The following is a 22,036-nucleotide window of genomic DNA, read 5'->3' on the forward strand; positions in this document are numbered from 1 at the left end:
TGTGGCCGAGCCACCGTCTCCGCCCCACCCCTCTCACCCCGATCTCCCTGAGCCGCCATCCCCACCCGATCCCCCTCACCCCGATCTCCCCGAGCCCCCGCCTCCGTCCCACCCCCCTCGCCCCGGCCTCCCGCGACGCGCCCTCCGCTTTCTGGGGCGGCGGGTGGCCGTCGTCGTGCGGCTCGTGGCGTGGTCCGTGTTGGAGACGGCGCAGACGTTCCTCATGGGGTACGCGCTCGCCCGGGCCCTCGACGACGGGTTCCTGGTGGGACGGGCCGGCGTCGGGCTGGGGTGGCTCGGCGTCGGGGCCGCGGCCGTGGTCGTCGGGGCGTACGGGACCGGGCGGGTGTACGGGTGCGTCGCGGCACTGGTGGAACCGTTGCGGGACCGCCTCGTGCGCGGCGTCGTCGAGCGGGGTGTGCGGGAGGCCGACGACGGCGCGCTGTCCGGGCTGACCCAGCAGGTGGAGATCGCCCGGGACACCTTCGCCGGCCTGGTGATGGTGTCCCGCTCGTTCGTGTTCACGGCCGCCGGCGCGCTCGTCGGGCTGTTCTCGCTCGCTCCCCCGCTGCTGCTGGTCGTCGTCCCCCCGCTGGTGGTGGGCGTGGCCCTCTTCCTCGCGTCGCTCCGCCCCCTGGCGCGCAGGCAGGAGGCGTTCCTCGTGGCCGACGAGGCCCTCGCCACCGGCCTGGGCGCCGTGTGCCCGGGGTTGCGGGACATCACGGCGGCCGGTGCGGAGGAGTCGGTCGCCGACGACACGGGGCGGCGCGTCGACGCCGAGTACCGCGCGGCGCGCTCCCTCGCCCGCTGGGGGGTCATGCGGGTCGCGTCCCTCGCGGTCGGCGGCCAGCTCCCCGTCGTGCTGCTGCTGGCGGCCGCTCCCTGGCTGCTGGCGCGCGGTGTGACCGCGGGCGCCCTGATCGGCGCGCTCGCCTACGTCACCCAGTCGCTCCTCCCTGCCCTGCAGAACCTGGTCCACGGCCTGGGCACGAGCGGCTCCCGCCTCGCGGTGGTCCTGCGCCGGCTGGCCCCGGCGGACGAGCCGTCCCGCGCCCCCCGGCAGGAACCGAGGCCGGCCCCGGCGCCCCGCCCCACGGGCCCCCCACAGGAACCGGCGTCGCCCCCCGCCGCAGGCCGTCCCCCGGCGCCCCGGCAGAAGCCGGCGTCGCCGCCCGCCGCAGCCCGCCCCTCCACGGCCCACCCTGCGGCGCCCCGAACCACCCCGGCCGACCCCCCGCTCCCCCCGGCCCCGCCCGACGCCCTCACCCTCTCCTCCGTCACCTTCGCCTACGGCCCCGCCGCCGCGCCCGTGATCGAGGACCTCGACCTCCGGGTGCCCCGGGGCACCCACCTCGCCGTCGTGGGGCCCAGCGGCATCGGGAAGTCCACGCTCGCCGGGATCGTCGCGGGTCTCCTGCGCCCCCGGCACGGCTCCGTCCACTTGTGCGGACACCGGGTGCCCGGCGCCACATCCCGCGCACACCGGGTGCTCATTCCGCAGGAGGCGTACGTCTTCAGGGGATCCCTCGCGGAAAATCTCGGCGAGCTGCGGCCGAAACCCGTGCCCGCAGAGGACCTGTGGGCCGCCGCGAAGGCCGTGGGGCTGACGGAGCTGATGGAACGGCTGGGCGGGCCGGACGCCGAGATCGACCCCGACGCGCTGTCCGCCGGCGAGCGGCAGCTGATCGCGCTGGCCCGGGCCCATCTGTCGGACGCACCCGTCGTGATCCTCGACGAGGCGACCTGTCATCTGGACCCGGAGGCCGAGGAGCGCGCGGAGCGGGCCTTCGTACGGCGGCCCGGCACGACCCTCCTGGTGGTCGCCCACCGTGTCGGCTCGGCCCGCCGCGCGGACCGTGTGCTGGTCATGGACGGCCGCCGCGTCGCGTTCGGCACGCACGACGACCTGATGACCCGCTCACCGCTCTACCAGGACCTCATGGGCACCTGGTCCCCCACCGCCCCGGTCTCGTCGTCCCCCACCGCCCCGGTCTCCTCGTCAGAGCCAGCCCTCGCCCTGGGAGATCCGGATGGCGTCGATCCTGTTGCGCGCGCCCGTCTTGCGGGTGATCGCGGCCATGTAGTTGCGCACGGTCCCGTGGGACAGATGAAGGCTGCCGGCGATCTCCGCGACGGAGGCGCCCTCGGCAGCCAGGGATAACACGCTCAGCTCGCGTCTGGTCAGCGGCATCTCCGCGGCCTTGAGGAAGCCGAAGCCGAGCGAGTCATCGACGAAACGTTTCCCTCCGGCGACCTGGCGGATCGCGGCCACCAGCCGCTCCGGGGCGCCCTCCTTGTCCACATAGCCGAGGACCCCGGCCTCCGCCGCGCGCTTCAGCAGACCGGGGCGGCTGGCCTGGGCGAGCACCACGAGCCCCGCCGCGGCGCCGCCCGCGCCGCCGCGCAGATCGCCGAGGGGTGGGACGCCCACCGCGTCGGCGCAGTCCAGGTCAGCCGCGCAGACGTCCGGCCGCAGGAACCGCGCGCGCCCCGGCGCGGTGCGCCAGGGCGCGTCGTACACCAGCAGGTCGGTCTCCCGGCGGAGCCACTCCGCCAGTACCGACCGGACCAGACATTCGTCGTGCACGAGAAGTACCCGGATCACTGTCGCCCTCCGCCTCCCCCGGCCGCCGCCACTTCCTCGTCTCAGCGCGTGCCCATTGTTGGCGTCTGTGACCGCGCACGGTTCGCGAAGAACCAGCCAACGGGATGCGCGGGGGCGCACGCAGGGCGCCCGTGCGCAAGGCCGCGCATCCATCCAGGGGGAATGTCCGCGGCGAGTCGGGGTACGGGGCCTCGGCCTCCGCGGGGTGCTCGCCGTGCGTGTCGGGCCGTCAAGAGGGAGCCTTGACGCGGGGGCGTGGCGCGACCGTGCGAGGAGGTGGTCAGCATGTCCGACGTCCCGGCGTCCGGTGGGCGGACGACGGTCGAAACGGCACGTATGGGCCACCCCCTGCTGTCCCTCGCGCTGGCCGCGATGATGGACGACGTGCAGGCGCACTCCGGTGCGGTGTACCTGCTGGCCCATGACGCGCCCGTCCTGGAGATGGCGGTGATGGCGGGGCTGCCGCGGTCCTTCGCCGCGCCGTGGGAGCGGGTGAGCCTGAGCGCCCCGGCCCCGGTCTCCGAGGCCGTCCGGGAACGGCGGCTGGTGTGGGTCAACGGCGAGGAGCAGATGGCCCGCCGCTACCCCCGGATCGCCGTCGTCCTGCCCTATCCGTTCGCTATGGCCGCGCTGCCGGTCGCGACCCGTGACACCACGTACGGCGCCGTCTTCCTGACCTGGCCGGGCTCGCACCCCCCGGAACTCAGCGAACGCGAGCGGGACAAGCTCACCTCCGCCTGCGACCGGCTCGCGATACGGCTGCGGCGTGCGGAGGAGGAGGGCAGGCCGGTACTGCCCGAGCCGGACCTCTCGGCGCCGTCGACGACCACGGTGGCCGGGACGCTCGGCACGGTGGAGGCGGCCCGGATGGTGGCGCGTCTGCCGTACGGGATGTGCGCGCTCGATCTGCACGGGCGGATCACCTTCGCCAACGCGGCCACCGCCGAGCTGCTCGGCATCCCGGTGAGCGCGCTGCTGGGCATGCAGCTGTGGGCGTCCGTGCCGTGGCTGAACGACCCCGCGCACGAGGACCGCTACCGGGCCGCGCTGATGAGTCAGCACGTCACGTCGTTCATGGCGCTGAAGCCGCCGGGCGAGTGGCTGTCGTTCCGGCTGTATCCGGGGACGAACGGACTGAGCGTGCGGATCTCCCGGGCCCGCTCGGTCGCCTCGCCGAAGAGTGCCGCACGCCAGGAGGACGACGACGGTCCCGGCCGGCTGGTGACCATCGACCACGTGCTGGCCATGGCGAGCGCCCTCACCGAGGCGGTGGGGGTGCAGGACGTGGTGGAGCTGGTCGCGAACGAGATCGTCCCGGCCGTCGGCTCCCAGGCGCTGGTGATGCTCGGCTCACGGGCGGGACGGCTCCATGTACTGGGCCACCACGGGTACCCCGACCCGCACCTCGTCGAACGGTTCGACGGCATGCCGCTCAGCGCGCAGACCCCCGGCGCCCGCGCCCTGACCGCCGGGGTGCCCGCCTTCTTCGAGAGCCGGCAGCAGCTGGAGCATCTGTACCCGGTGCGCCAGACGACCCCGGACGGGATGGGCGCCTGGGCGTATCTGCCGCTGATCGCCCAGGGGCAGCCGGTGGGCACCTGTGTGCTCGGGTACGCCGATCCGCATCCCTTCCCGGCGGAGGAGCGCGCGGTGCTGACCAGCCTCAGCGGGCTGATCGCCCAGGCGTTGCAGCGGGCGCTGCTGTACGACGCCAAGCATCAGCTCGCGCACGGTCTGCAGGCCGCGCTGCTGCCGCACTCGCTGCCGTCGATCCCCGGTATCGACGCGGCCTCCCGCTATCTGCCGGCGACCCGGGGCATGGACATCGGCGGCGACTTCTTCGACCTGGTGCTCTCGCACGGCCGGGCGTCGGCGGTGATCGGCGACGTGCAGGGGCACAACGTGACGGCGGCGGGGCTGATGGGGCAGATCCGTACCGCGGTCCGCGCGTACACGACCGTGGGGCAGGCACCTGAGGACGTGATGAGCAGCACCAACCGGCTGCTGATCGACCTCGGCAGCGATCTGTTCGCCAGTTGTCTGTACCTGCGTCTCGACCCGGCGCACGGCACGGCCGTCATGGCGCGTGCCGGTCATCCGCCGCCGCTGCTGCGCCGGCCGGACGGGCGGGTGAAGGTGCTGGACCTCGCGGGCGGGCCGCTCCTCGGCATCGACGCGTCCGCCACGTATCCGACGACCGAGGTCGCGCTCTCGGAGGGTTCCGTGCTCGCGCTCTACACCGACGGGCTCATCGAGTCGCCGGGCGTCGACATCGAGGACGCGCTGGCCGATCTCGGGGAGCGGCTCGCGACGACCGGTGACCGGCCGCTGGAGGCGCTCGCCGACGGGCTCGTCCGGGAGACGGGGACGGCGGAGGAACGGTCGGACGACGTGGCGTTGCTGCTGCTGCGGGCGGTCGCCACCGGATGACTCGGCGATCGCGATCGCGATCGCGGGCGCGGTGCGCGGGCCGGGCCACGGCCACGGCCACGGGACAGGGGAAGGATGGCGGCATGGAACATGTGCGGGGAATCGGCGGGTACTTCGTCCGGGCCGCCGACCCGGCGGCCCTGAGCGCCTGGTACCGCGACTGCCTGGGTTTGGACATCGACGCGACGGGGCTGTGGCGTCAGGAGGCCGGACCCACGGTGTTCGCGGCGTTCGAGTCCGGGACCGACTACTTCGGGCCCGGCGACCAGCGGACCATGCTCAACTTCCGGGTACGCGACCTGGACGCGATGCTCGCCCAGCTGCGGGCCGCGGGCGCCGATGTCGCCGAGGAGACGCAGGAGATGGACGGTGTCGGCCGGTTCGGCTGGGTCACCGATCCCGAGGGCAATCGCATCGAGCTGTGGCAGCCGGTCTGAGCGTCACCGACCGCGGACACGGCAGCGGTCCGGCCCTCCCCTCGGAGGGCCGGACCGTTCCACCTGCGGGCCGGTGTGGTGTGGTGCGGCCCGCGGGTGGATCGTGGGGCCGACGGTCCGCTGTCAGTGGCCGCTGGTCACGGAACCGTCGTCCACGCCTTCACCGCTGTGCGGTCACCGACCGGCGTTGCCCTGCTGGTCGACGCCCTGGTCATCGGCGCCCTGCTGCTGCTCCTGGCCCGCACCGGCGTCACCGGCACCGGCCACGGCGCCCGCGTCGCCCTTGTCGCCCGCACCGGCGTCGCCCGCGTCGCCGGCACCGCCGACCGCCTGCTCGCCCGCGCCCGCCGCGGCGGCACCCTCTTCCTGGCCGGCGCCCGCGCCACCGTCGGCCTGCTCGCCCGCACCCGCGCCACCGGCCGCTTCCTCGCCGGCGCCCGCGGCGTCACCGGCACCGCCGGCGGCCTCCTCGCCGGCGCCCGCGCCGCCTTCGCCGATGGTGGCGCCGACCGCCGCGAGGGCGGTGGTGACGGGCTGGAAGAAGGTCTCGCCGCCCACAGTGCAGTCACCGCTGCCACCGGAGGTCAGGCCGATGGCCTGGCCGTCCTGGGTGAACAGCGAGCCGCCGCTGTCGCCGGGCTCGGCGCAGACGTTGGTCTGGATGAGGCCGGTGACGGTGCCCTCGGGGTAGTTCACCGTCGCGTCGAGGCCGGTGACCTGGCCGTCGGCGAGACCGGTGGTGCTGCCCATGCGGAAGACCTGGAGGCCGACGGTGGCCTCGCCCGCGGCGTTGATGTTCACCGTCTGGCCGTTGCCGAGGTCGACGGTGCTGGCCGCCTGGGTGGCGGGATCGTTGTACTTGACCAGGGCGAAGTCACCGACGCCGGGGAAGGTGGCGGTCTCCGCGTCGACCGTGCCGATCGGCGCGCCGCCCTCCTCCTCCGACCACTCGGGCTCCACGACACCGCAGTGACCGGCCGTCAGGAAGCCAGGCGTGCCGTCGGCGTTGGTGACGTTGAAGCCGGCCGAGCAGCGCGCGCCGCCGCCGAAGATGGCGTCGCCGCCCTCCAGGAAGGGCTTGAAGGTACCGGCGGACTTCTTGACGGTCGCCATGCCGGCGCCGAGGGACTTCACCGTGGACTCGACGGTGTCCCAGTTCTCACCGGTGACCGTGGAGTCGGCGGTGACCTGGATCTTGTTGGTGCGGGGGTCGATCGCCCAGGCGGTGCCCGGGACGGTCGCCTGCTTCTTCAGCGTGGCGGCGCCGGCCTTGAGCTCGGACCAGCTGTTGTCGACCTCACGGATCTCCGCACCGGCCTGCTCGGCCTGGGCGAGCACGTTGTCGCCGCCTTGGATCCGCTGGCGGTCGACGTTGACGACGAGCTGCTTGTCGCCCGATTCGTAGTACGCGCCTGCGAACGCCTCACCGAGTGTCTTCTGAAGCTGGGCGGCAAGAACGGAGGCGTCACTCGCGGCGAGCGTCTTCGGGGCGGCCTGGTTCGACTCCGTCTGGGACGCCATCGCGTTCGGCAGGATGAGGGCCGCGGCCCCGAGCGCCGCCACACCGCCTGCGGCAATGAACGCCTTACGCTTGGTGGCTCGTTTGTGACTCAACTCTTGACCTCCTGGGGACGGGGTCCGTGCCGCCGTCCGGCGGGTGAACTGGGGGCGCCTGGTTGCCAGTTGGTACGGATGGTTCCGGTGGGGTGTTCAACGCCTCGCAAAAAGATTTCGACGTTGCGTTTCGCAAAGTGCGGTTCGGGTGGGCATTTCACGACTTCCCGCCCGTGTGAGCGGGAACGATGCCCGCATGACGCTCACACCCGCCGAAGCCGACAAGATCCTCGCCGCCAACTTCGCCCCCTGGGTGCTCGACCTGGGCCTGACGGCCGTCGACCTGGACGAGGGGCGCGCGATGCTGCGCCTGCCGTGGTCCGACCGGCTGACCCGTGAAGGCGGCGCCCTGTCGGGTCAGGCACTGATGGCGGCGGCCGACACGGCGACGGTGATCGCGGTGTCGGCGGCGCGCGGCTCCTTCGTACCGATGACGACGGTCCAGCAGTCGACCAGCTTCCAGCGGGCGGTGGTGGGTGAGGACGTGCTCGTCGAGGCGGTGCTCACCAAGCTGGGCCGCCGGATGGCCTTCGCCGAGATCGCGATGACGACGGCCGACTCGGGCGAGCTGGCGGCCCGGGCGAGCACGGTGTACGCCCTGTTGGGGTGACAAGTCGCCCTTTCCGTGGCCGATCATCGCAACTGGGCGCCGTCGTGGGCACGTTCAGCGATGGCTCGACAGCGGTCCGTTCCGGTCACCGATGGAGACGACGGCTTCAGGGAATCTCCACACCGAATGCCCAGCGGGGTCACGGCGCCCGGCGGATCTGCACAGCGGTCCGCCGGGCGCCGCGTCTTTGAGGCGGGAGTGTCCAGTTCGTTTTCCGAGTGGCAATCAAGCGGTGATGACGATGCCGGGCGCGGTGTGAAGAACTTGGCCCCAACGCGTGCGCGGCCCTGCACGGATGACCGGCCTCGGTCACCAAGTGCGCTGGTGAGAGCACTTCTTGATTGGATGTGCGCCACGGCGATCTGCTTTGATCCATCGCACCGCGAGGGGCCGCCGAGCTCTCGGAGACGAGAGTCGAGCGCCCCCGTGTGCGGCCGTCGTTCTGTCCCCAGAAGGGGGCCGCTCCCCCCTTATGAATATCCATACGAAGGGAAGTTCCATCATGAACTCCACCCCCCAGGTTGAGACCGCCGAGCTGTCGGACGCCGCGCTGGACGCCGTTGCCGGTGGTCTGCAGATCAACGCCGTCGGCACCGTCACCGGCCTGGTGGACGGCGTCGCCCCGGTTTCCGGCCTGGCCAACACGGCCGTCAGCACCGTCGAGGGTGTCACCGGCCTGAACACCGCGCCGCTCACCAGCCTGGTCGCCGGTCTCTGATCGACCCCTGGTACCGCTGAGTCCCGGAACCGCCTGACGGTTCCGGGACTCTCGGGTGCCGTCGTCCCGTCCTCCGTTCCTCGCAGGTGAGGGAAGTCCCGTGCAGTTCCGCCAACAGGCCCTCGCCAAGCTCCAGTCGCCGGAGGAACTCGACCTCCCCGTGCGTTTCGCCCGCCCGCAGGGCTGGCTCGTGCTGTCCGTGACGGTGGTGGCCATGGCCGCCGCGTCCGCGTGGGCCGTCACCGGTTCCGTCGCCTCCACGGTCGGCGCGCCCGCCGTCCTCACGCACAACCAGGGCAGTTACGTCCTGCAGAGCCCGGTCTCGGGCCAGGTCACCGCCGTCCTCGTGAAGCAGGGCGAGCGGCTCCCCGCCAGGGCCCCGGTCCTGAAGGTGGCCACCGCCGACGGCGAGACCGTCGTACGGTCCGTCGCCGCGGGCCGGATCTCCGCGCTCGCCGCCACGATGGGCCAGATCATCCGCACCGGCGCCGATGTCGCGGCCGTCGAGAAGGTCGCGGAACCCGACGACCCGCTGTACGCCACGGTGTACGTGCCCGCCGAGAACGCCGCCTCCATCCCCCGGAACGCGCGCGTGGACCTGACCGTCCAGTCGGCGCCCGCCCAGCGCTACGGGGTGCTGCGCGGCCATGTGAAGTCCGTGGACCGCACCGCGCAGACACCGCAGTCGATCGCCGCGTTCCTCGGGGACCGCCAGCTCGGTGAGCAGTTCACCAAGAAAGGCCGGCCCGTGGCCGTCACCGTGCGGCTGGACCGGGAGGCGTCGACCAGGTCGGGCTACCGGTGGTCGTCGCAGGACGGGCCGCCGTTCGAGCTGACCTCCATGACCATGGCCACGGCTTCCGTCCGCATGGCCGACGAGCGTCCGATCGATTGGCTGCTCCCGTGACCTCATCCCCCGACACCGCGCCACCGTCGACGCACGGCAGGCGCAAGACGGCGCCGAGGAAACGCCCGGTGCCCAAGGGCGTCCGCAAGGGCGTCCGGACCCCGACCGTCCTCCAGATGGAGGCCGTGGAGTGCGGCGCCGCCTCCCTCGCCATGGTCCTCGGGCACTACGGGCGGCACATCCCGCTGGAGGAGCTGCGCATCGCCTGCGGTGTCTCCCGCGACGGCTCCCGTGCGAGCAATCTGCTGAAGGCGGCCCGTGGTTACGGTCTGACCGCCAAGGGCATGCAGATGGACGTGGCCGCCCTCGCCGAGGTACGGGCCCCGGCCATCCTGTTCTGGGAGTTCAACCACTACGTCGTCTACGACGGGATGGGGCGCCGCTTCGGCCGGCGCGGCGTCCACATCAACGATCCCGGCAAGGGCCGCCGTTTCGTGGCGATGGAGGACTTCGACTCCAGCTTCACGGGAGTCGTCCTCGTCATGGAACCGGGCGACGACTTCGAGCGGGGCGGCCGCCGACCGGGGGTGCTGGGCGCGATGCCCGCCCGGATGCGCGGCACGTCCGGCACCCTGCCGGCCGCCGTCCTCGCGAGTCTGCTGCTGGTGGCGGTGGGCGCGGCGGTGCCCGCCCTCAGCCGCACCTACATCGACATGTTCCTGATCGGCGGCCAGACCTCGCTGCTGGGTGTGCTGTTCACGTCCATGGGCGCGTGCGTGCTGCTGACGGTGCTGCTGACCTGGCTGCAGCAGGCGAACCTGCTGCGCGGCCGGCTGATCTCGTCGACGCTCAGCAGTGCCCGCTTCCTGCGCCATCTCCTGCGCCTGCCCGTCACGTTCTTCGCGCAGCGCAGCCCCGCCGACCTCGTCCAGCGGCTCCAGTCCAACGACGCGGTCGCCGAGACCCTGGCCCGCGACCTCGCGGCGGCCGGCGTGGACGCGATCGTGGTGGTCCTCTACGCCGTGCTCCTCTACACCTACGACCCGCAGCTCACCTTCGTCGGCATCGCGGTCGCCCTGCTGAACGTGGTGGCGATGCGGGTCGTGATCCGGCTGCGCGCGACCCGCACCGCCAAGCTGCGCGCCGACAACGCCCGGCTCACGAACACCGCGTACACCGGTCTGCAGCTGATCGAGACGATGAAGGCGACCGGCGGCGAGGACGGCTACTTCCGCAAGTGGGCCGGACAGCACGCGACCACGCTGGAGGAGCAGCAGCGGCTGGGCGTGCCGAGCGCCTGGCTGGGGGTGGTCGCCCCGACCCTCGCCACCCTCAACAGCGCGCTGATCCTGTGGATCGGCGGGATGCGCGCCGTCGAGGGCCACATCTCGGTGGGGCTGCTGGTGGCCTTCCAGGCGCTGGTCACGCGTTTCACCGCGCCGATCACCCGCCTCAACGGTGTCGCGGGCCGTATCCAGGACTTCGCGGCCGACGTGGCGCGGCTGAAGGACGTGGAGAACTTCCAGGCCGACCCGCTGTACGGCCGCCCCGACGGCGCCGAGTCGACCCGCCGGCTGCACGGCCACGTCGAGCTGGAGAGCATCACCTTCGGCTACAGCCCCCTCGACAAGCCGCTGCTCTCCGGCTTCGACCTGACGGTCGGACCGGGCCGGCAGGTGGCGCTGGTGGGCGGCTCCGGCAGCGGCAAGTCGACGGTGTCCCGGCTGATCTCGGGCCTGTACGCGCCGTGGGAGGGCGTGATCCGGATCGACGGCCGGCGTCTGGAGGACATCCCGCGCGGCGCGCTCGCCGCGTCCGTCTCCTTCGTCGACCAGGAGGTGTTCCTGTTCGAGGGCACCGTCCGCGACAACGTGGCCCTGTGGGATCCGTCGATCCCGGACGAGGCCGTGGTGGAGGCGCTGCGGGACGCGGCCCTGTACGACGTGGTGGTCCGCCGCCCCGGTGGCATCCACAGCCGGGTCGAGCAGGACGGGCGGAACTTCTCCGGCGGTCAGCGGCAACGTCTGGAGATCGCGCGGGCGTTGGTCCGCCGGCCCAGCATCCTCGTCCTCGACGAGGTGACCAGCGCGCTCGACGCGGAGACGGAGCTGGTCGTCATGGACAACCTGCGCAAGCGCGGCTGCGCCTGCGTGGTGATCGCCCACCGGCTCAGCACGGTCCGCGACAGCGACGAGATCGTCGTCCTGGAGCACGGCACGATCGTGGAGCGCGGCCGGCACGAGGAACTGGTGGCGCGCGGCGGCGCGTACGCCCGGCTGGTCAGGGAGCGGTGAGATGACTGCCGTCCACGAGGGAGACCTCGTTCTCGGTGCGCTGGGCGCCATGGGCGCGCCGTTGGACTGCGCGGGCCTCACCCGTCTCGACCTCGAAGGCCCGCAGGTGCTGTGGCTGGTGGCCTCCGGCGCCCTGGACCTGTTCGCGGTCGACGCCGCGGAGCAGGGTCACTGGCACCATCTCGGCCGACTGGAGGCGGGCGCCCTGCTGCTCGGCCCGGTCGCGGGGTCCCAGCACACCCTGGTGGCCCGCCCGCTCAGGGACTGTGTGGTGCGCCGTATCGGCCTGCGGGAGCTGTACCAGCCGGCGAACACCGAGACCTGGTCGTACGACGAGTGGGGCAACCCGCAGCTGGTGCCCCCGCAGAGCAGTCCGCTGGAGTACGCGCTCGCCCTGGGCGTCGGCCGCGGTCTGTCCATTCTCTTCCAGGCGCCGATGGCCACCGAGCAGGCCGCGGCCCCCACCGACGACGACGTGTTCTGGATGCAGGTCCCGCCGGGCAGCGTCCAGTACGGCTCGCTGTACGGGGCGGAGGCGGCGGCCGATCTGCTGATGGACCCGGGGGTCTGGCAGAGCATGGTCGACCAGCAGTACCGGCTGCTGGCCACCCTGGACCGCTGGATCGAGCAGCTGGAGCGCACCCACGAGGACCGTACGGCGGCCGGCATCAAGGCCGGTGAGGCCGTCCGCGTCCAGGCCGACCGGACGCTGCTCGCCTCCATCGGCCGGTCCTCGGCGGCCCGGCGGACGACGGCCGCGGACGCCGACGCGACGTACGCGGCCTGCCGGCTCGTCGCCCGCGCGGCCGGGATCGTGCTCGCGGAGCCCGCGCAGAGCGGCGCGGAGAGCGACCGGCTCGATCCGGTCGAGCGGATCGCGCTGGCCTCCCGGGTCCGGGTCCGTGCCGTACGGCTGGACGGGCACTGGTGGCGGGACGACGTGGGTCCGCTGGTCGGCCACCGGGCGCTGTCCGGTGCCCCTGTGGCCCTGTTGTGGCGGCGCGGCGGCTATGTGGCCGTGCAGCCGTCCTCGGGCCGGGAGACGCCGGTCGAGAGGGCGAACGCGGCGGAGTTCGAGCCGCGGGCGGTGATGTTCTATCGTCCGTTGCCCGAACGGGCGCTGACGCCGCTGCGGTTGACGCGGTTCAGCCTCCACGGCACCGGCGGCGACATGACGGGCCTGCTGCTGAGCGGTCTGGTGACGGTGGTGCTGGGCTCGCTGGTGCCGATCGCGACGGGCCGGATCCTCGGCGAGTACGTGCCGAAGGCGCAGGAGAACCTGATCGCGCAGGCGTGTCTCGCGGTGATGCTCGCGAGTGTGGTGTCGGCGGCGTTCCTGCTGTTGCAGAACCTGACGATCCTCAGGCTGGAGGGCCGGATCGAGGCGACGCTCCAACCAGCGGTGTGGGACCGGCTGCTGAGGCTGCCGACGAAGTTCTTCGCGTCGCGTTCGACGGGTGAGCTGGCGAGCGCCGCCATGGGCATCAGCGCCATCCGCCGCACGCTCGCCGGGGTGGGCCCGGTGGTCGCGCAGTCGGTGACGGTCGGTGCCGTGAACCTGGCGCTGCTGCTCTGGTACAGCGTGCCGATGGCGCTGGCCGCGATCGGCATGCTCGTGGTGGTGACCGCGGTGTTCCTCGGCCTCGGTCTGTGGCAGGTGCGCTGGCAGCGGCGGCTGGTGGTCCTGGGCAACAAGCTGAACAACCAGGCGTTCCAGACGCTGCGGGGACTGCCGAAGCTACGGGTGGCGGCCGCGGAGAACTACGCCTACGCCGCCTGGGCGGGCGAGTTCGCGCGCAGCCGGGAGCTCCAGCAGAAGGTCGGCGGCATCAAGAACCTCAACACGGTGCTGGGGGCGGTGTATCTGCCGCTGTGCACGCTGCTGATGTTCATGCTGCTGGCGGGTCCGGCGCGCGGTTCGATGTCGGCGGCGGAGTTCCTCACCTTCAACACCTCGGTGACCATGCTGCTGACCTCGGTCACCCAGCTGACCGGCGCGTTCGTGTCGGCGGTGGCCGTGCTGCCGCTGTTCGAGGAGATCAAGCCGGTGCTGGAGGCGACCCCCGAGGTGCGGACGGCCAGCACGCGCCCCGGCGTGCTCTCCGGCGCGATCGAGGCCCGCCGGCTGTCCTTCCGGTACGCGGACGACGGGCCGCTGGTGCTGGACGACGTGTCCTTCGCGATCGAGCCCGGCGAGTTCGTCGCGGTCGTCGGCCCGAGCGGCTGCGGCAAGTCGACCCTGCTGCGTCTGCTCATCGGCTTCGACCGGCCGGTGTCGGGCGGTGTCCTGTACGACGGGCAGGACCTGACCGCCCTCGACCAGTCCGCCGTGCGCCGGCAGTGCGGTGTGGTGCTCCAGCACGCCCAGCCGTTCACGGGTTCGATCCTGGACGTCATCTGCGGCACGGAGCCGTACACGCCGGAGGAGGCGATGACGGCGGCGGAGATGGCGGGGCTCGCGGAGGACATCCGGCGCATGCCGATGGGCCTGCACACCATCGTCCAGGGCAACGGGGCGGTCTCCGGCGGCCAGCGCCAGCGGCTGATGATCGCCCAGGCCCTCATCCGGCGCCCCCGCATCCTCTTCTTCGACGAGGCGACCAGCGCCCTCGACAACGAGACCCAGCGCACGGTCATGGAGAGCACCCGCGCCCTCAACGCCACGCGGATCGTGATCGCGCACCGGCTGTCCACGGTGATGGACGCGGACCGGGTGGTCGTGATGGAGGACGGCAAGGTCGTCGAAGTGGGCCCACCGGCGGTTCTGCTGGCGGACACCGGGGGACGCCTGCACGAGCTGGTACGACGCCAGTTGGCCTGACGCCCCGTCCGGTGGCGGTCCGGGGTGGGCCTGCCGTGGGAGCTGCGGTTGCCGGACGGACGGTCGCCGTGCGGCTGCCTCACCCGTACGGGCGCCGGATCCGTTCCCGCAGGGCGGGGTCGCGCAGCACGTCGACGGCCGTGCACGCCAGCGCCTCCGTGGCCGCCCGGAGCACCCGGCGGGCCCGTTCCGAGACGCCGGCCTCGGCGAACTCGGGTGTGTGGTCGGACCCGTCCTCGTCCATGATCGCGACGAACGGGTGGATGGCGGGGACGCGGGCGCTGACGTTGCCGATGTCGGAGGAGCCGAGGTACACGCCGTCCGCGGGCGGGCCCAGACGGACGCCGGCGCGGTCGAGGTGGGCGGCGAAGCGGTCGGAGAGCGGCCCACTGTCCCGGAAGTGCTCGTACCGGATGGTGGCCCGCTCGACGGTGACGCTCGTGCCGGTGGCCAGGGCCACGCCCTCGGCGCTGGTCGCGAGCTGTCGGGCGAGGTCGTCGAGGGCACCGGTGGTGGCCGCGCGCAGCCCGAAGCGGCCTTCCGCGAGGGCGGGGACGATGTTCGTGGCCTCGCCGCCGTGGGTGACGATGCCCTGGATGTGGGAGGCCCGCGGCAGTCGGCGGCCGAGCGCGGCCAGGACGTTGAAGAGTTCCACGAGGGCGGCGAGCGCGTCGACGCCCTCGGTGGGGTTGCCCGTGGGATGGGCGGCCCGCCCGTGGAAGGCGACCCGGTACTGCTCCTGCGCCGTCAGCGGGGCCCGGGTCCAGTCGTGCACCCCCGGATGGAACATGAGCGCGGCGTCGATGCCGTCGAAGACACCGGCCTCCACCTCCAGTGCCTTGCCTCCGCCGCCCTCCTCGGCCGGGGTGCCCACCGCCAGCACGGAGCCGGCGCCGTCGTCCAGGGCGGTGCGGGCGGCGAGGGCGGCGCCGAGGCCGGCGGCGGCGATCAGGTGGTGGCCGCAGGCGTGGCCGAGCCCGGGCAGGGCGTCGTACTCCAGCAGCAGCGCCACCGCGGGCCGCTCGGCGCCCGACCGCGCCACGAAGGCCGTCGGCATGCCCGCCACCCCCTCCTGGACCTCGAAGCCGGCCCGCCGCAGCTCACCGGTGAGCAGCGCCGCCGCCCGCCGCTCGTCGAAGGCGTACTCCGGGTCGGCGTGCAGGGTCGTCGCCACCTTCCAGCACGCGTCGGCCTGTTCGGCGACCGCCGCGCGCACCCGCCGGTACAGGGCGTCGGAGTGCTGGATCACGGGGCCTCCCGGTCCTCGGCGAACCTGTCGTCGTCGGCCTCCGGGTTCCACCGGACACCGGACCGACACCGCCGGGGGCCCTCCGAACACTTCTTCGGGGCGCTCCCCCGACCCGGCCCGTCCGGGGTGCGTCAGCCGGCGGCGCCCGCCTCGACCGCGTCCACCTCGACCGCCCCCGGCCGGGCCTCCCCCGCCTCGGCCTCGGTGTCGCCGCCCTCGGGCGGGCCGGGCTCCCAGCGGAGCAGGTCTCCCGGCTGGCACTCCAGCACCTCGCACAGGGCCTCCAGCGTGGTGAACCGCACCGCCCTGGCCCGGCCGTTCTTGAGCACGGCCAGGTTGGCGGGGGTGATCCCGACGCGGTCGGCGAGTTCGCCCACGGACATCTTCCGCCTGGCCAGCATCACGTCGATGTCGACGGCGATCGGCATCAGATCACCTCGGCCAGTTCGGCCCGCATCCGCGCCGCCTCGATGTCGCGGGCGACGGCCTTGGCGAGGAGCAGCCGCAGGACGAGCACGATGAGTGCGACCCCCAGGACCGCCAGGGAGACACCGCCCAGCAGCAGCACGACGCCCGGTGCGACCGCCTCGCCGGGCGCCAGCACCACGCCGAGTGCGAACACGAGGGCGGAGGCCGCCACCATCGCGCCGATGACGCCGTGCACATAGCGGAAGGCCTCGTGGGAGAAGACCGTGTCGCGCCGGACCATCGTCACCAGCCGCCATACACAGACCAACACCGCCTGAACGGTCACCACGCCCAGGACCACGATCACCAGCACCGGGGTGCGCACATGCGCCATGTCCGGGTCGAGACCGTCCAGATCGGCGGCCAGCAAGGGCACCATCACCCCCTGCACCAGCACCGAACCCGCCAACAGCACCGCGATCACCACGCGGAGCGCGAGCGTCGTCAGCTTTCCCATCACCCCTCCTTCTCTCGATGAGCGATGGAAATCTATCGATATTCGATACGCGAGGCAACAGCAGGGCCCATCACGGGCCACCGCGGAGGGACCGTCAGTGCCGCCCGGCCGCGCGCGAGCGGCGCGGCAGCAGCAGGATCGAGGCGACCGGGACGGCCGCCAGCACCGCCCAGGGGACGGCCGGGGGCAGCCCGGTGTCCATGAGGGACCCGGCGCCCGCGCTGCCGAGCAGGACGATCAGACCGGAGACGGAGGACATGGCCCCCGTGTACAGCCCGAGGCGGCCCTCGACGGCGAGGTCCGGCACCCAGGCCCGGGCGGCCGGGGCCACGAGCATCTGCCCGAGCGTCAGCAGGACCACGAACCCGGCGGCGGGCAGCAGCCCCGCGGTGCCCGTCCATCCGGCGGGCCGGGCGAGGGCCACCACGCCGAACCCGGCCGCGATCAGCAGCAGCCCCGCCGCCATCGACCGTCGCAGATCCAACCGGTCCCCCGCCCAGCGGGTCACCGGCAGCTGCGCGGTCACCACCAGCAGCGAGGACAGCCCGAACAGCCAGGCGAGCGCGGCCTGCGACCCGGTGGCCCGCTCCACCTCGTCGGGCAGCAGGAGGTACAGCTGGTTGTAGGCGAGCAGATAGGCCCCGTAGGCGCCGCACAGTGCCAGGAACCGGCGGTTGCGCAGCAGCCCGCCGAGGCCGCCCCGCACCTCGACCCGCTCCCGGCCGGGTATGTGCTGCGGCAGCAGCCGGGCGTGACCGGCGAGGACGAGGACGAAGACACCGGCGCCCCCGAGGCACACCACGCGGTAGTCGACGGCGAGCAGCAGAGCGCCGATGAGCGGGCCGACGAACGCCCCGGCCTGCCCCGCGACCGTGAACAGAGCGAGCACCCGCGTACGGGACCCGCCGCCCGACTCCTCCCAGACCACGGCCTGCCGGGCGACCTCGGACTCGACGGCGGGCGAGAACAGGGCCGCCGCGAAGCCGATGAGCAGCACGGCGCCGATGACCGACCAGGCCGCTTCGGCGTAGCCGAGCCATGCGAACCCCGCGATCCGGAGCACACAGCCCACGAGGACGACGGGGCGCACGCCGTACCGGTCGGCGAGCGCCCCGCCCACCACGAACAGGCCCTGCTGGCTGAACGTCCGCAGCCCGAGCACGAACCCGACCATCCAGCCGGCCATCCCGATCGCCGTGCCGAGGTGCTCGGCGAGGAAGGGCAGTACGGCGAAGAAGCCGACGTTGAAGGCCAGCTGGGTGAGGATCAGCAGCCGCAGCAGGGGGTTCAGCCGCCCCCAGGCGCGGAGCCGCGAGGGCTTTTCGGGCCCGCCTCGCGAGGGCTCGGCGGGTCGGCGTCGCGAGGGGCCGGCGGACGTCGGTACGGGCGCCTCGCCCACGTCGGCCACCCGGTCCGGGGCGGTTCCGCTCGGCTGTCGCTGGGGCTCGGTCATGCGGTCTCTCCTGCGGGGGTGGCGACGGCGGGCTCCGGCCGCCGTGCGGCCCTGGTGCGCGGACGGGGCAGCCGCACTCCGCCCGCGGCTGTGACGGCGAGCGCGCCCAGCAGTGCGAGGGCGGCGGCGGGTGCGAGGACGGCCCAGGGGGCGCGTTCGGCGTACGGCTGGTTCTCGGCGAGGAGGAGGCCCCACTCGGGGTCGGGCGGCTGGGCGCCGAGGCCGAGGAAGCCGAGGGAGGTCAGGGCGAGGGCCACGCCGGGCAGCCGCAGCAGGGCGTGGTGGGTGACGGGCGGCAGGAGCGCGGGGAGGATCTCGCGGCGGAGGAGCTGTCCGCCGGTCGCGCCGAGGCCCTTGGTGGCGGTGATGTGGGTGGTGGCCCGTTCCTGTTCGAGCAGGGCGGTGGTGTGGGCGGCGAGCGGCACCCAGGCGACGGCAGCCACGGCCAGCGCCGGGGTGGCCGCCCCGTTCCCGACGGCACCGGCGACGAGCAGGCCGGCGAGGACCGCCGGTATGGCGTTGACGGTGTCGACGAGCGGCCCGGACAGACGGGGCAGCAGCCCGAGCAGCACACCGGTCAGCAGTGCGGCGGCGCTGATCGCGACCGCCAGGGAGAGGGTGGTGAACGCGCCGTGTCCGATCCGGGCGAGGAGGTCCCGGCCGAGCGCGTCGGTGCCCAACGGGTGCGCCCAGGAGGGGGGTTCGAGGCGGGCGCCGGTGTCGAGGGCGAGCGGGTCGCGGGTCAGCCCGAGGGCCACGGTGCCGAGGAGGGCGGTGCCGAGCACGAGGGGGGCGACGCGTGGTCCGGCGGGCTTCGGGCGGTGCGGGGAGGCCAGGGCGCCGTCGCGCAGGGCGGGGCCGATGAGGAGGCGGGCGGCGAGCCGGGCGCAGGCTCCGGCGAGGGCGGCCAGCAGGACGAGGGCGAGGGTGCCGGCCTGGAGGACGGGGAGGTCCTGGGCGACGGCGGCCTGGAGTGTGGTGCGGCCGAGGCCGGGTATGTCGAAGATCTGCTCGACGGCGACGGCGCCGCCGGTGAGGCCGACCACGAACAGGCCCACGTTCGGCAGGAGTCCGGGCACACAGCGGCGTACGGCGCGGCGGGCCACGATCCGCCCGGGTGTGCCGCGCGCGGCGGCGGCGAGCGCCCAGGGTTCGGCGAAGGCGCCCGGCAGCAGGTCGTCGAGCATCCGGCCGAGCAGTGCCCCGGCGGGCAGACCGAGGGCGAGGGCGGGCAGCACCGTCCACCGCGGCCCGTACCAGCCGAGCGCGGGGAGCCAGCCGAGGTGGACCCCGACCACGACCGCGAGCACCGATCCGGTGAGGAACTCGGGCAGCGCGGCCAGCATCGCCGCCCCGCCGCCTCCGCCCCCGCGGTCGTCGAGGCGTCGGCCCGCGCCCCGCAGCAGGGTGCGGGCGCACACCGCACCGGCCGTGAGCAGCGCGACCACGAGCGCGGCGGCCATCAGCAGCAGGGAGACGCCGAGCGCCTGGACCACGGCGGGGGTGACCTCGCCGCCGGAGATCCACGACCGTCCGGCGTCTCCGCGCGCGAGCCCGCCGAACCACTCCCCGAGCAGTTTCGCCGGGCCCGCGTCGAGGCCCAGTTGATCCCGTACGGCGGCCAGGGCGTCCGGTGTCGGGTCACGTTCCGCGGAGCGCGCCTTGAGGACGGTGAGCGCCGGGTCGGTGCGCGACAGCCACGGCAGCAGGCCGATACCGCACAGCAGGGCGGCGGCGAGCAGGACGCGCCACAGGTTCCGTATCAGCGCCGGGTCCCCGTTCCGATGAGGGTGCGCTCGTACGGGTCGAGGAGCACACCGCGTACGGAGGTCCCGACGCCGGTGATGATCCGCTGGTGGACGAGCGGCACCGTGGCGTCGGTGGCGAGGACGGCCGCCTCGGCCTTCAACGCCGCCCGCTGCCGCTCGGCGGTGTCGGACTCCTGCTGGGCGTCCGCGACGGCACGGTCGACCTTCTTGTCGCACAGCAGCGCGAGGTTGTAGCCGCCGTCGCAGGTGAAGTCGCTCGCCAGGACGGAGACGGGGTCGCCGGTGTCGAGCAGGGAGTTGCGGGCGCCGACGAACGCGTCGAACTTCCCGGCGAGGGCGTCGCTCTCCAGCCGCGAGTACTCGCGCACCTCCAGTTTCACCTTGAATCCGGCGTTCTTGAGCTGCTGCTGGAGCACCTGGGCGACCTCGGGCAGTTCGGGCCGGTTGTCGTAGGTGGCGACGGTGATCGCGATGCCCGCGGGGTCGGCCGCCTCCGCCCGTCCGGCGGGTTCGGGGCGTTTGCCGGCGGCCCAGGTCACGGCCGGGCCGAAGACGCCGACACCGGGGTCGGCGTGCCCCTCGTACACGTCCTTGGCGAGGACGGAGCCGTCGACGGCCTCACGGGCGGCGGCGCGCAGTTCCGGGTCCGTGAAGGCGCCGTTCCTGGTGTTGAGCAGAAGGCTGGTGGTGCGGGTGGTGGCCGTCTCGTGGCGGGTGCCCCGGGTGAGGGTGGACCCCTGCGACACCGGGACGGCCTCGGCCACGTCGACCTGGCGTGTGCGCAGGGCGTTGGTGCGGGCGGTGCCGTCGGCGATGAACCGGGCGTCGATACCGGACGCCTGGGCCCGGCCGCCCCAGTAGTCGTCGTAGCGGTCCAGGGTGGCGGCGGTGGTGCCGGTGACCTCGGTCAGCTCGAACGGGCCGGTGGCCGCGCCGACGGGATTCACGCGCTTCCCGGCGTAGGCCTTGGCGGAGAGGATCGCGAGGCCGGGGCTGGCCAGCCGCAGCGGCAGGGCGGGGTCGGGGTTCTCGGTGGTGATCCGGACCTGCCGGTCGCCGTTCTTCTTCGCGGTGAGCGTGACGCCCGAGAGCGCCGGGGTGACGGGTCGGGCCTCGGCGGCGTGGGTGAGGGCGGCGGCGACCGCGGCGGGAGTGACGTCGGTGCCGTCCTGGAACGTCGCCTCGCGCAGGGTGAACAGCCAGTTCCGGTCGTTCTCGCGCGTCCAGGACCGGGCGAGCGCGGGGGCCGCCGCCCCGTTGGCGTCCAGCGCGGTCAGCCCCTCGGTGACACCGAGCCGGCTGAGGAGGGTGGCGTCGGCGCCGTACGGGGAGAAGTTCTCGGCGGGCGGGAACGCGAGGGCGACCCGCAACCGGGAGCCGTCGGCGGAGCCGCCCCCGGAGGAACCGCCCCCGGAGGCGAAGCAGCCGGTCAGAGCGGGGGCGAGCAGCAGTCCGGCGACGACGCGACGGCGGCGGCGGGGGGAGCGCATGGTCCTTGGTTCTCCGGGGGGCGGGGACGACCGATGGGGAGGCGGGGAGGGCCGTTGGGGGGCGGGCGGGCCGGTCAGGGGGCGGGGACGGCCGGTTGAGGGCCCGTTGCACGGCACCCTGTGTCATCCGACAGGCGAGGTGGCCGTGCCGACCGCCGTGCCGGGGGTGGGACGCGCCGGCAGCGGGATCTCGAAGTGCACGACCCGCTCGCCGGTCTCCGCACGCTCGTCGCACACCACGTCGCCCTGGGAACGCCAGAAATCCTCGGCGCCGGGCACGGCGGGGTCGGTGTGCAGATAGACGGAGTGGTAGCCGCCGTCGGCCGCCGCGAAGTCCAGCAGTGCCGCGACCAGTCGGCGGGCGAGGCCGCGCCGTCGGTGCTCGGGGCGCACATAGACGCGGCGCAGCTGGGCGGTCCGGCCGGACGGGTACCGCTCGGCCAGGGCGCGCGGGTTGGGCGGATGCGCGGGGCCTCGGGAGTCCAGCGCGCCGGTGGCGACGACCGCTCCGTCCCGCCGGTCGACCGCCACCAGGAGGGTGTGCCGGGCGGGCATGACGTACGCGTCGCGCAGATCGATGATGTCGCCGTGCCAGCGCGGGACGTAGCCCGTGCCGAAATCCCGGTAGACGGTGTCGAGCATCACCGCGCGGGCACGGTCGAGGTCGTCGGGGCCCGCGGGCCTGATGTCGTATTCCTGCACCTGCACATCATATGCAATAAGGCTGATCATCTTGATCGGGGGGTGGGTCGGCAGGCCATGGCCGGGGTGGTG

At 73.6% G+C, this 22,036-nt stretch carries 16 protein-coding genes and 1 pseudogene; 8 read left to right on the top strand and 9 right to left on the bottom strand.

Going from position 1 to position 22,036, the window contains the following annotated elements; translation table 11 throughout:
- The first annotated feature begins 223 nt into the window (after nucleotides 1–223).
- A complete protein-coding gene (locus tag ACZ4Z3_RS27895; RefSeq protein ID WP_468503811.1) occupies nucleotides 224–2,161 on the top strand; it encodes an ATP-binding cassette domain-containing protein in 1,938 nt (645 codons plus the stop codon).
- Here ACZ4Z3_RS27895 and ACZ4Z3_RS27900 read toward each other — a convergent pair.
- Nucleotides 2,084–2,758 (bottom strand): annotated as a pseudogene (locus tag ACZ4Z3_RS27900) (LuxR C-terminal-related transcriptional regulator); the annotation flags it as partial. The gene ACZ4Z3_RS27895 and the pseudogene ACZ4Z3_RS27900 sit on opposite strands and share 78 nt — an antisense overlap.
- 132 nt (nucleotides 2,759–2,890) lie before the next feature.
- On the opposite strand from ACZ4Z3_RS27900, the gene ACZ4Z3_RS27905 reads away from it, so the two are divergent.
- On the top strand, nucleotides 2,891–5,035 hold the full coding sequence (locus tag ACZ4Z3_RS27905) for a SpoIIE family protein phosphatase (RefSeq protein ID WP_468503593.1): 2,145 nt from the start codon (nucleotides 2,891–2,893) through the stop codon (nucleotides 5,033–5,035).
- A gap of 83 nt (nucleotides 5,036–5,118) precedes the next feature.
- Entirely contained in the window at nucleotides 5,119–5,472 is a 354-nt protein-coding gene (locus ACZ4Z3_RS27910) for a VOC family protein (protein ID WP_055715363.1), read from the top strand.
- 174 nt (nucleotides 5,473–5,646) lie between these two features.
- Here the strand turns inward: ACZ4Z3_RS27910 and ACZ4Z3_RS27915 are convergent, their stop codons facing one another.
- Nucleotides 5,647–7,086, bottom strand: coding sequence for a S1 family peptidase (locus ACZ4Z3_RS27915; RefSeq protein ID WP_468503594.1), 1,440 nt, complete (start codon nucleotides 7,084–7,086; stop codon nucleotides 5,647–5,649).
- A 196-nt stretch (nucleotides 7,087–7,282) separates the two neighbouring features.
- On the opposite strand from ACZ4Z3_RS27915, the gene ACZ4Z3_RS27920 reads away from it, so the two are divergent.
- The 5 genes from ACZ4Z3_RS27920 (at nucleotide 7,283) to ACZ4Z3_RS27940 (ending at nucleotide 14,376) form a co-directional block, all read left to right on the top strand.
- Nucleotides 7,283–7,696: a PaaI family thioesterase gene (locus ACZ4Z3_RS27920; RefSeq protein WP_468503595.1), complete on the top strand. Its 414-nt coding sequence runs from the start codon at nucleotides 7,283–7,285 to the stop codon at nucleotides 7,694–7,696.
- A gap of 502 nt (nucleotides 7,697–8,198) precedes the next feature.
- On the top strand, nucleotides 8,199–8,414 hold the full coding sequence (locus ACZ4Z3_RS27925) for a type A2 lantipeptide (RefSeq protein ID WP_468503596.1): 216 nt from the start codon (nucleotides 8,199–8,201) through the stop codon (nucleotides 8,412–8,414).
- Between the two features lie 100 nt (nucleotides 8,415–8,514).
- Nucleotides 8,515–9,321 carry a hypothetical protein gene (locus ACZ4Z3_RS27930; RefSeq protein ID WP_468503597.1) on the top strand — a complete coding sequence of 269 codons (807 nt, stop codon included), beginning with the start codon at nucleotides 8,515–8,517 and terminating at the stop codon, nucleotides 9,319–9,321.
- Nucleotides 9,322–9,389: 68 nt separating this feature from the next.
- The gene (locus ACZ4Z3_RS27935; protein ID WP_468503812.1) at nucleotides 9,390–11,555 is read left to right on the top strand and encodes an NHLP family bacteriocin export ABC transporter peptidase/permease/ATPase subunit; all 2,166 of its coding nucleotides are present in this window, start codon (nucleotides 9,390–9,392) and stop codon (nucleotides 11,553–11,555) included.
- A 1-nt stretch (nucleotide 11,556) separates the two neighbouring features.
- Nucleotides 11,557–14,376 (top strand): NHLP bacteriocin export ABC transporter permease/ATPase subunit, encoded by a 2,820-nt coding sequence (locus ACZ4Z3_RS27940; protein ID WP_468503598.1) that lies wholly within the window; start codon nucleotides 11,557–11,559, stop codon nucleotides 14,374–14,376.
- 79 nt (nucleotides 14,377–14,455) lie between these two features.
- Here the strand turns inward: ACZ4Z3_RS27940 and ACZ4Z3_RS27945 are convergent, their stop codons facing one another.
- The 7 genes from ACZ4Z3_RS27945 to ACZ4Z3_RS27975 form a co-directional block, all read right to left on the bottom strand.
- On the bottom strand, nucleotides 14,456–15,625 hold the full coding sequence (locus tag ACZ4Z3_RS27945; protein ID WP_468503599.1) for an amidohydrolase: 1,170 nt from the start codon (nucleotides 15,623–15,625) through the stop codon (nucleotides 14,456–14,458).
- Nucleotides 15,626–15,756: 131 nt separating this feature from the next.
- Nucleotides 15,757–16,053, bottom strand: a complete 297-nt coding sequence (locus tag ACZ4Z3_RS27950; RefSeq protein WP_468503600.1) for a helix-turn-helix domain-containing protein — start codon at nucleotides 16,051–16,053, stop codon at nucleotides 15,757–15,759.
- Nucleotides 16,053–16,550 (bottom strand): DUF2975 domain-containing protein, encoded by a 498-nt coding sequence (locus ACZ4Z3_RS27955; RefSeq protein ID WP_468503601.1) that lies wholly within the window; start codon nucleotides 16,548–16,550, stop codon nucleotides 16,053–16,055. Before ACZ4Z3_RS27955 ends, ACZ4Z3_RS27950 begins: the two co-directional genes overlap by 1 nt.
- Nucleotides 16,551–16,644: 94 nt before the next feature.
- A complete protein-coding gene (locus tag ACZ4Z3_RS27960; protein ID WP_468503602.1) occupies nucleotides 16,645–18,003 on the bottom strand; it encodes an MDR family MFS transporter in 1,359 nt (452 codons plus the stop codon).
- The gene (locus ACZ4Z3_RS27965; RefSeq protein WP_468503603.1) at nucleotides 18,000–19,499 is read right to left on the bottom strand and encodes an ABC transporter permease subunit; all 1,500 of its coding nucleotides are present in this window, start codon (nucleotides 19,497–19,499) and stop codon (nucleotides 18,000–18,002) included. Before ACZ4Z3_RS27965 ends, ACZ4Z3_RS27960 begins: the two co-directional genes overlap by 4 nt.
- 266 nt (nucleotides 19,500–19,765) lie before the next feature.
- Nucleotides 19,766–21,262: an ABC transporter substrate-binding protein gene (locus tag ACZ4Z3_RS27970; RefSeq protein ID WP_468503604.1), complete on the bottom strand. Its 1,497-nt coding sequence runs from the start codon at nucleotides 21,260–21,262 to the stop codon at nucleotides 19,766–19,768.
- Between the two features lie 123 nt (nucleotides 21,263–21,385).
- Complete coding sequence (locus ACZ4Z3_RS27975) at nucleotides 21,386–21,964, bottom strand: GNAT family N-acetyltransferase (protein ID WP_468503605.1); 579 nt, start codon at nucleotides 21,962–21,964, stop codon at nucleotides 21,386–21,388.
- Nucleotides 21,965–22,036 lie beyond the last annotated feature (72 nt).

It is taken from the genome of Streptomyces sp. NPDC030296 (assembly GCF_055572815.1).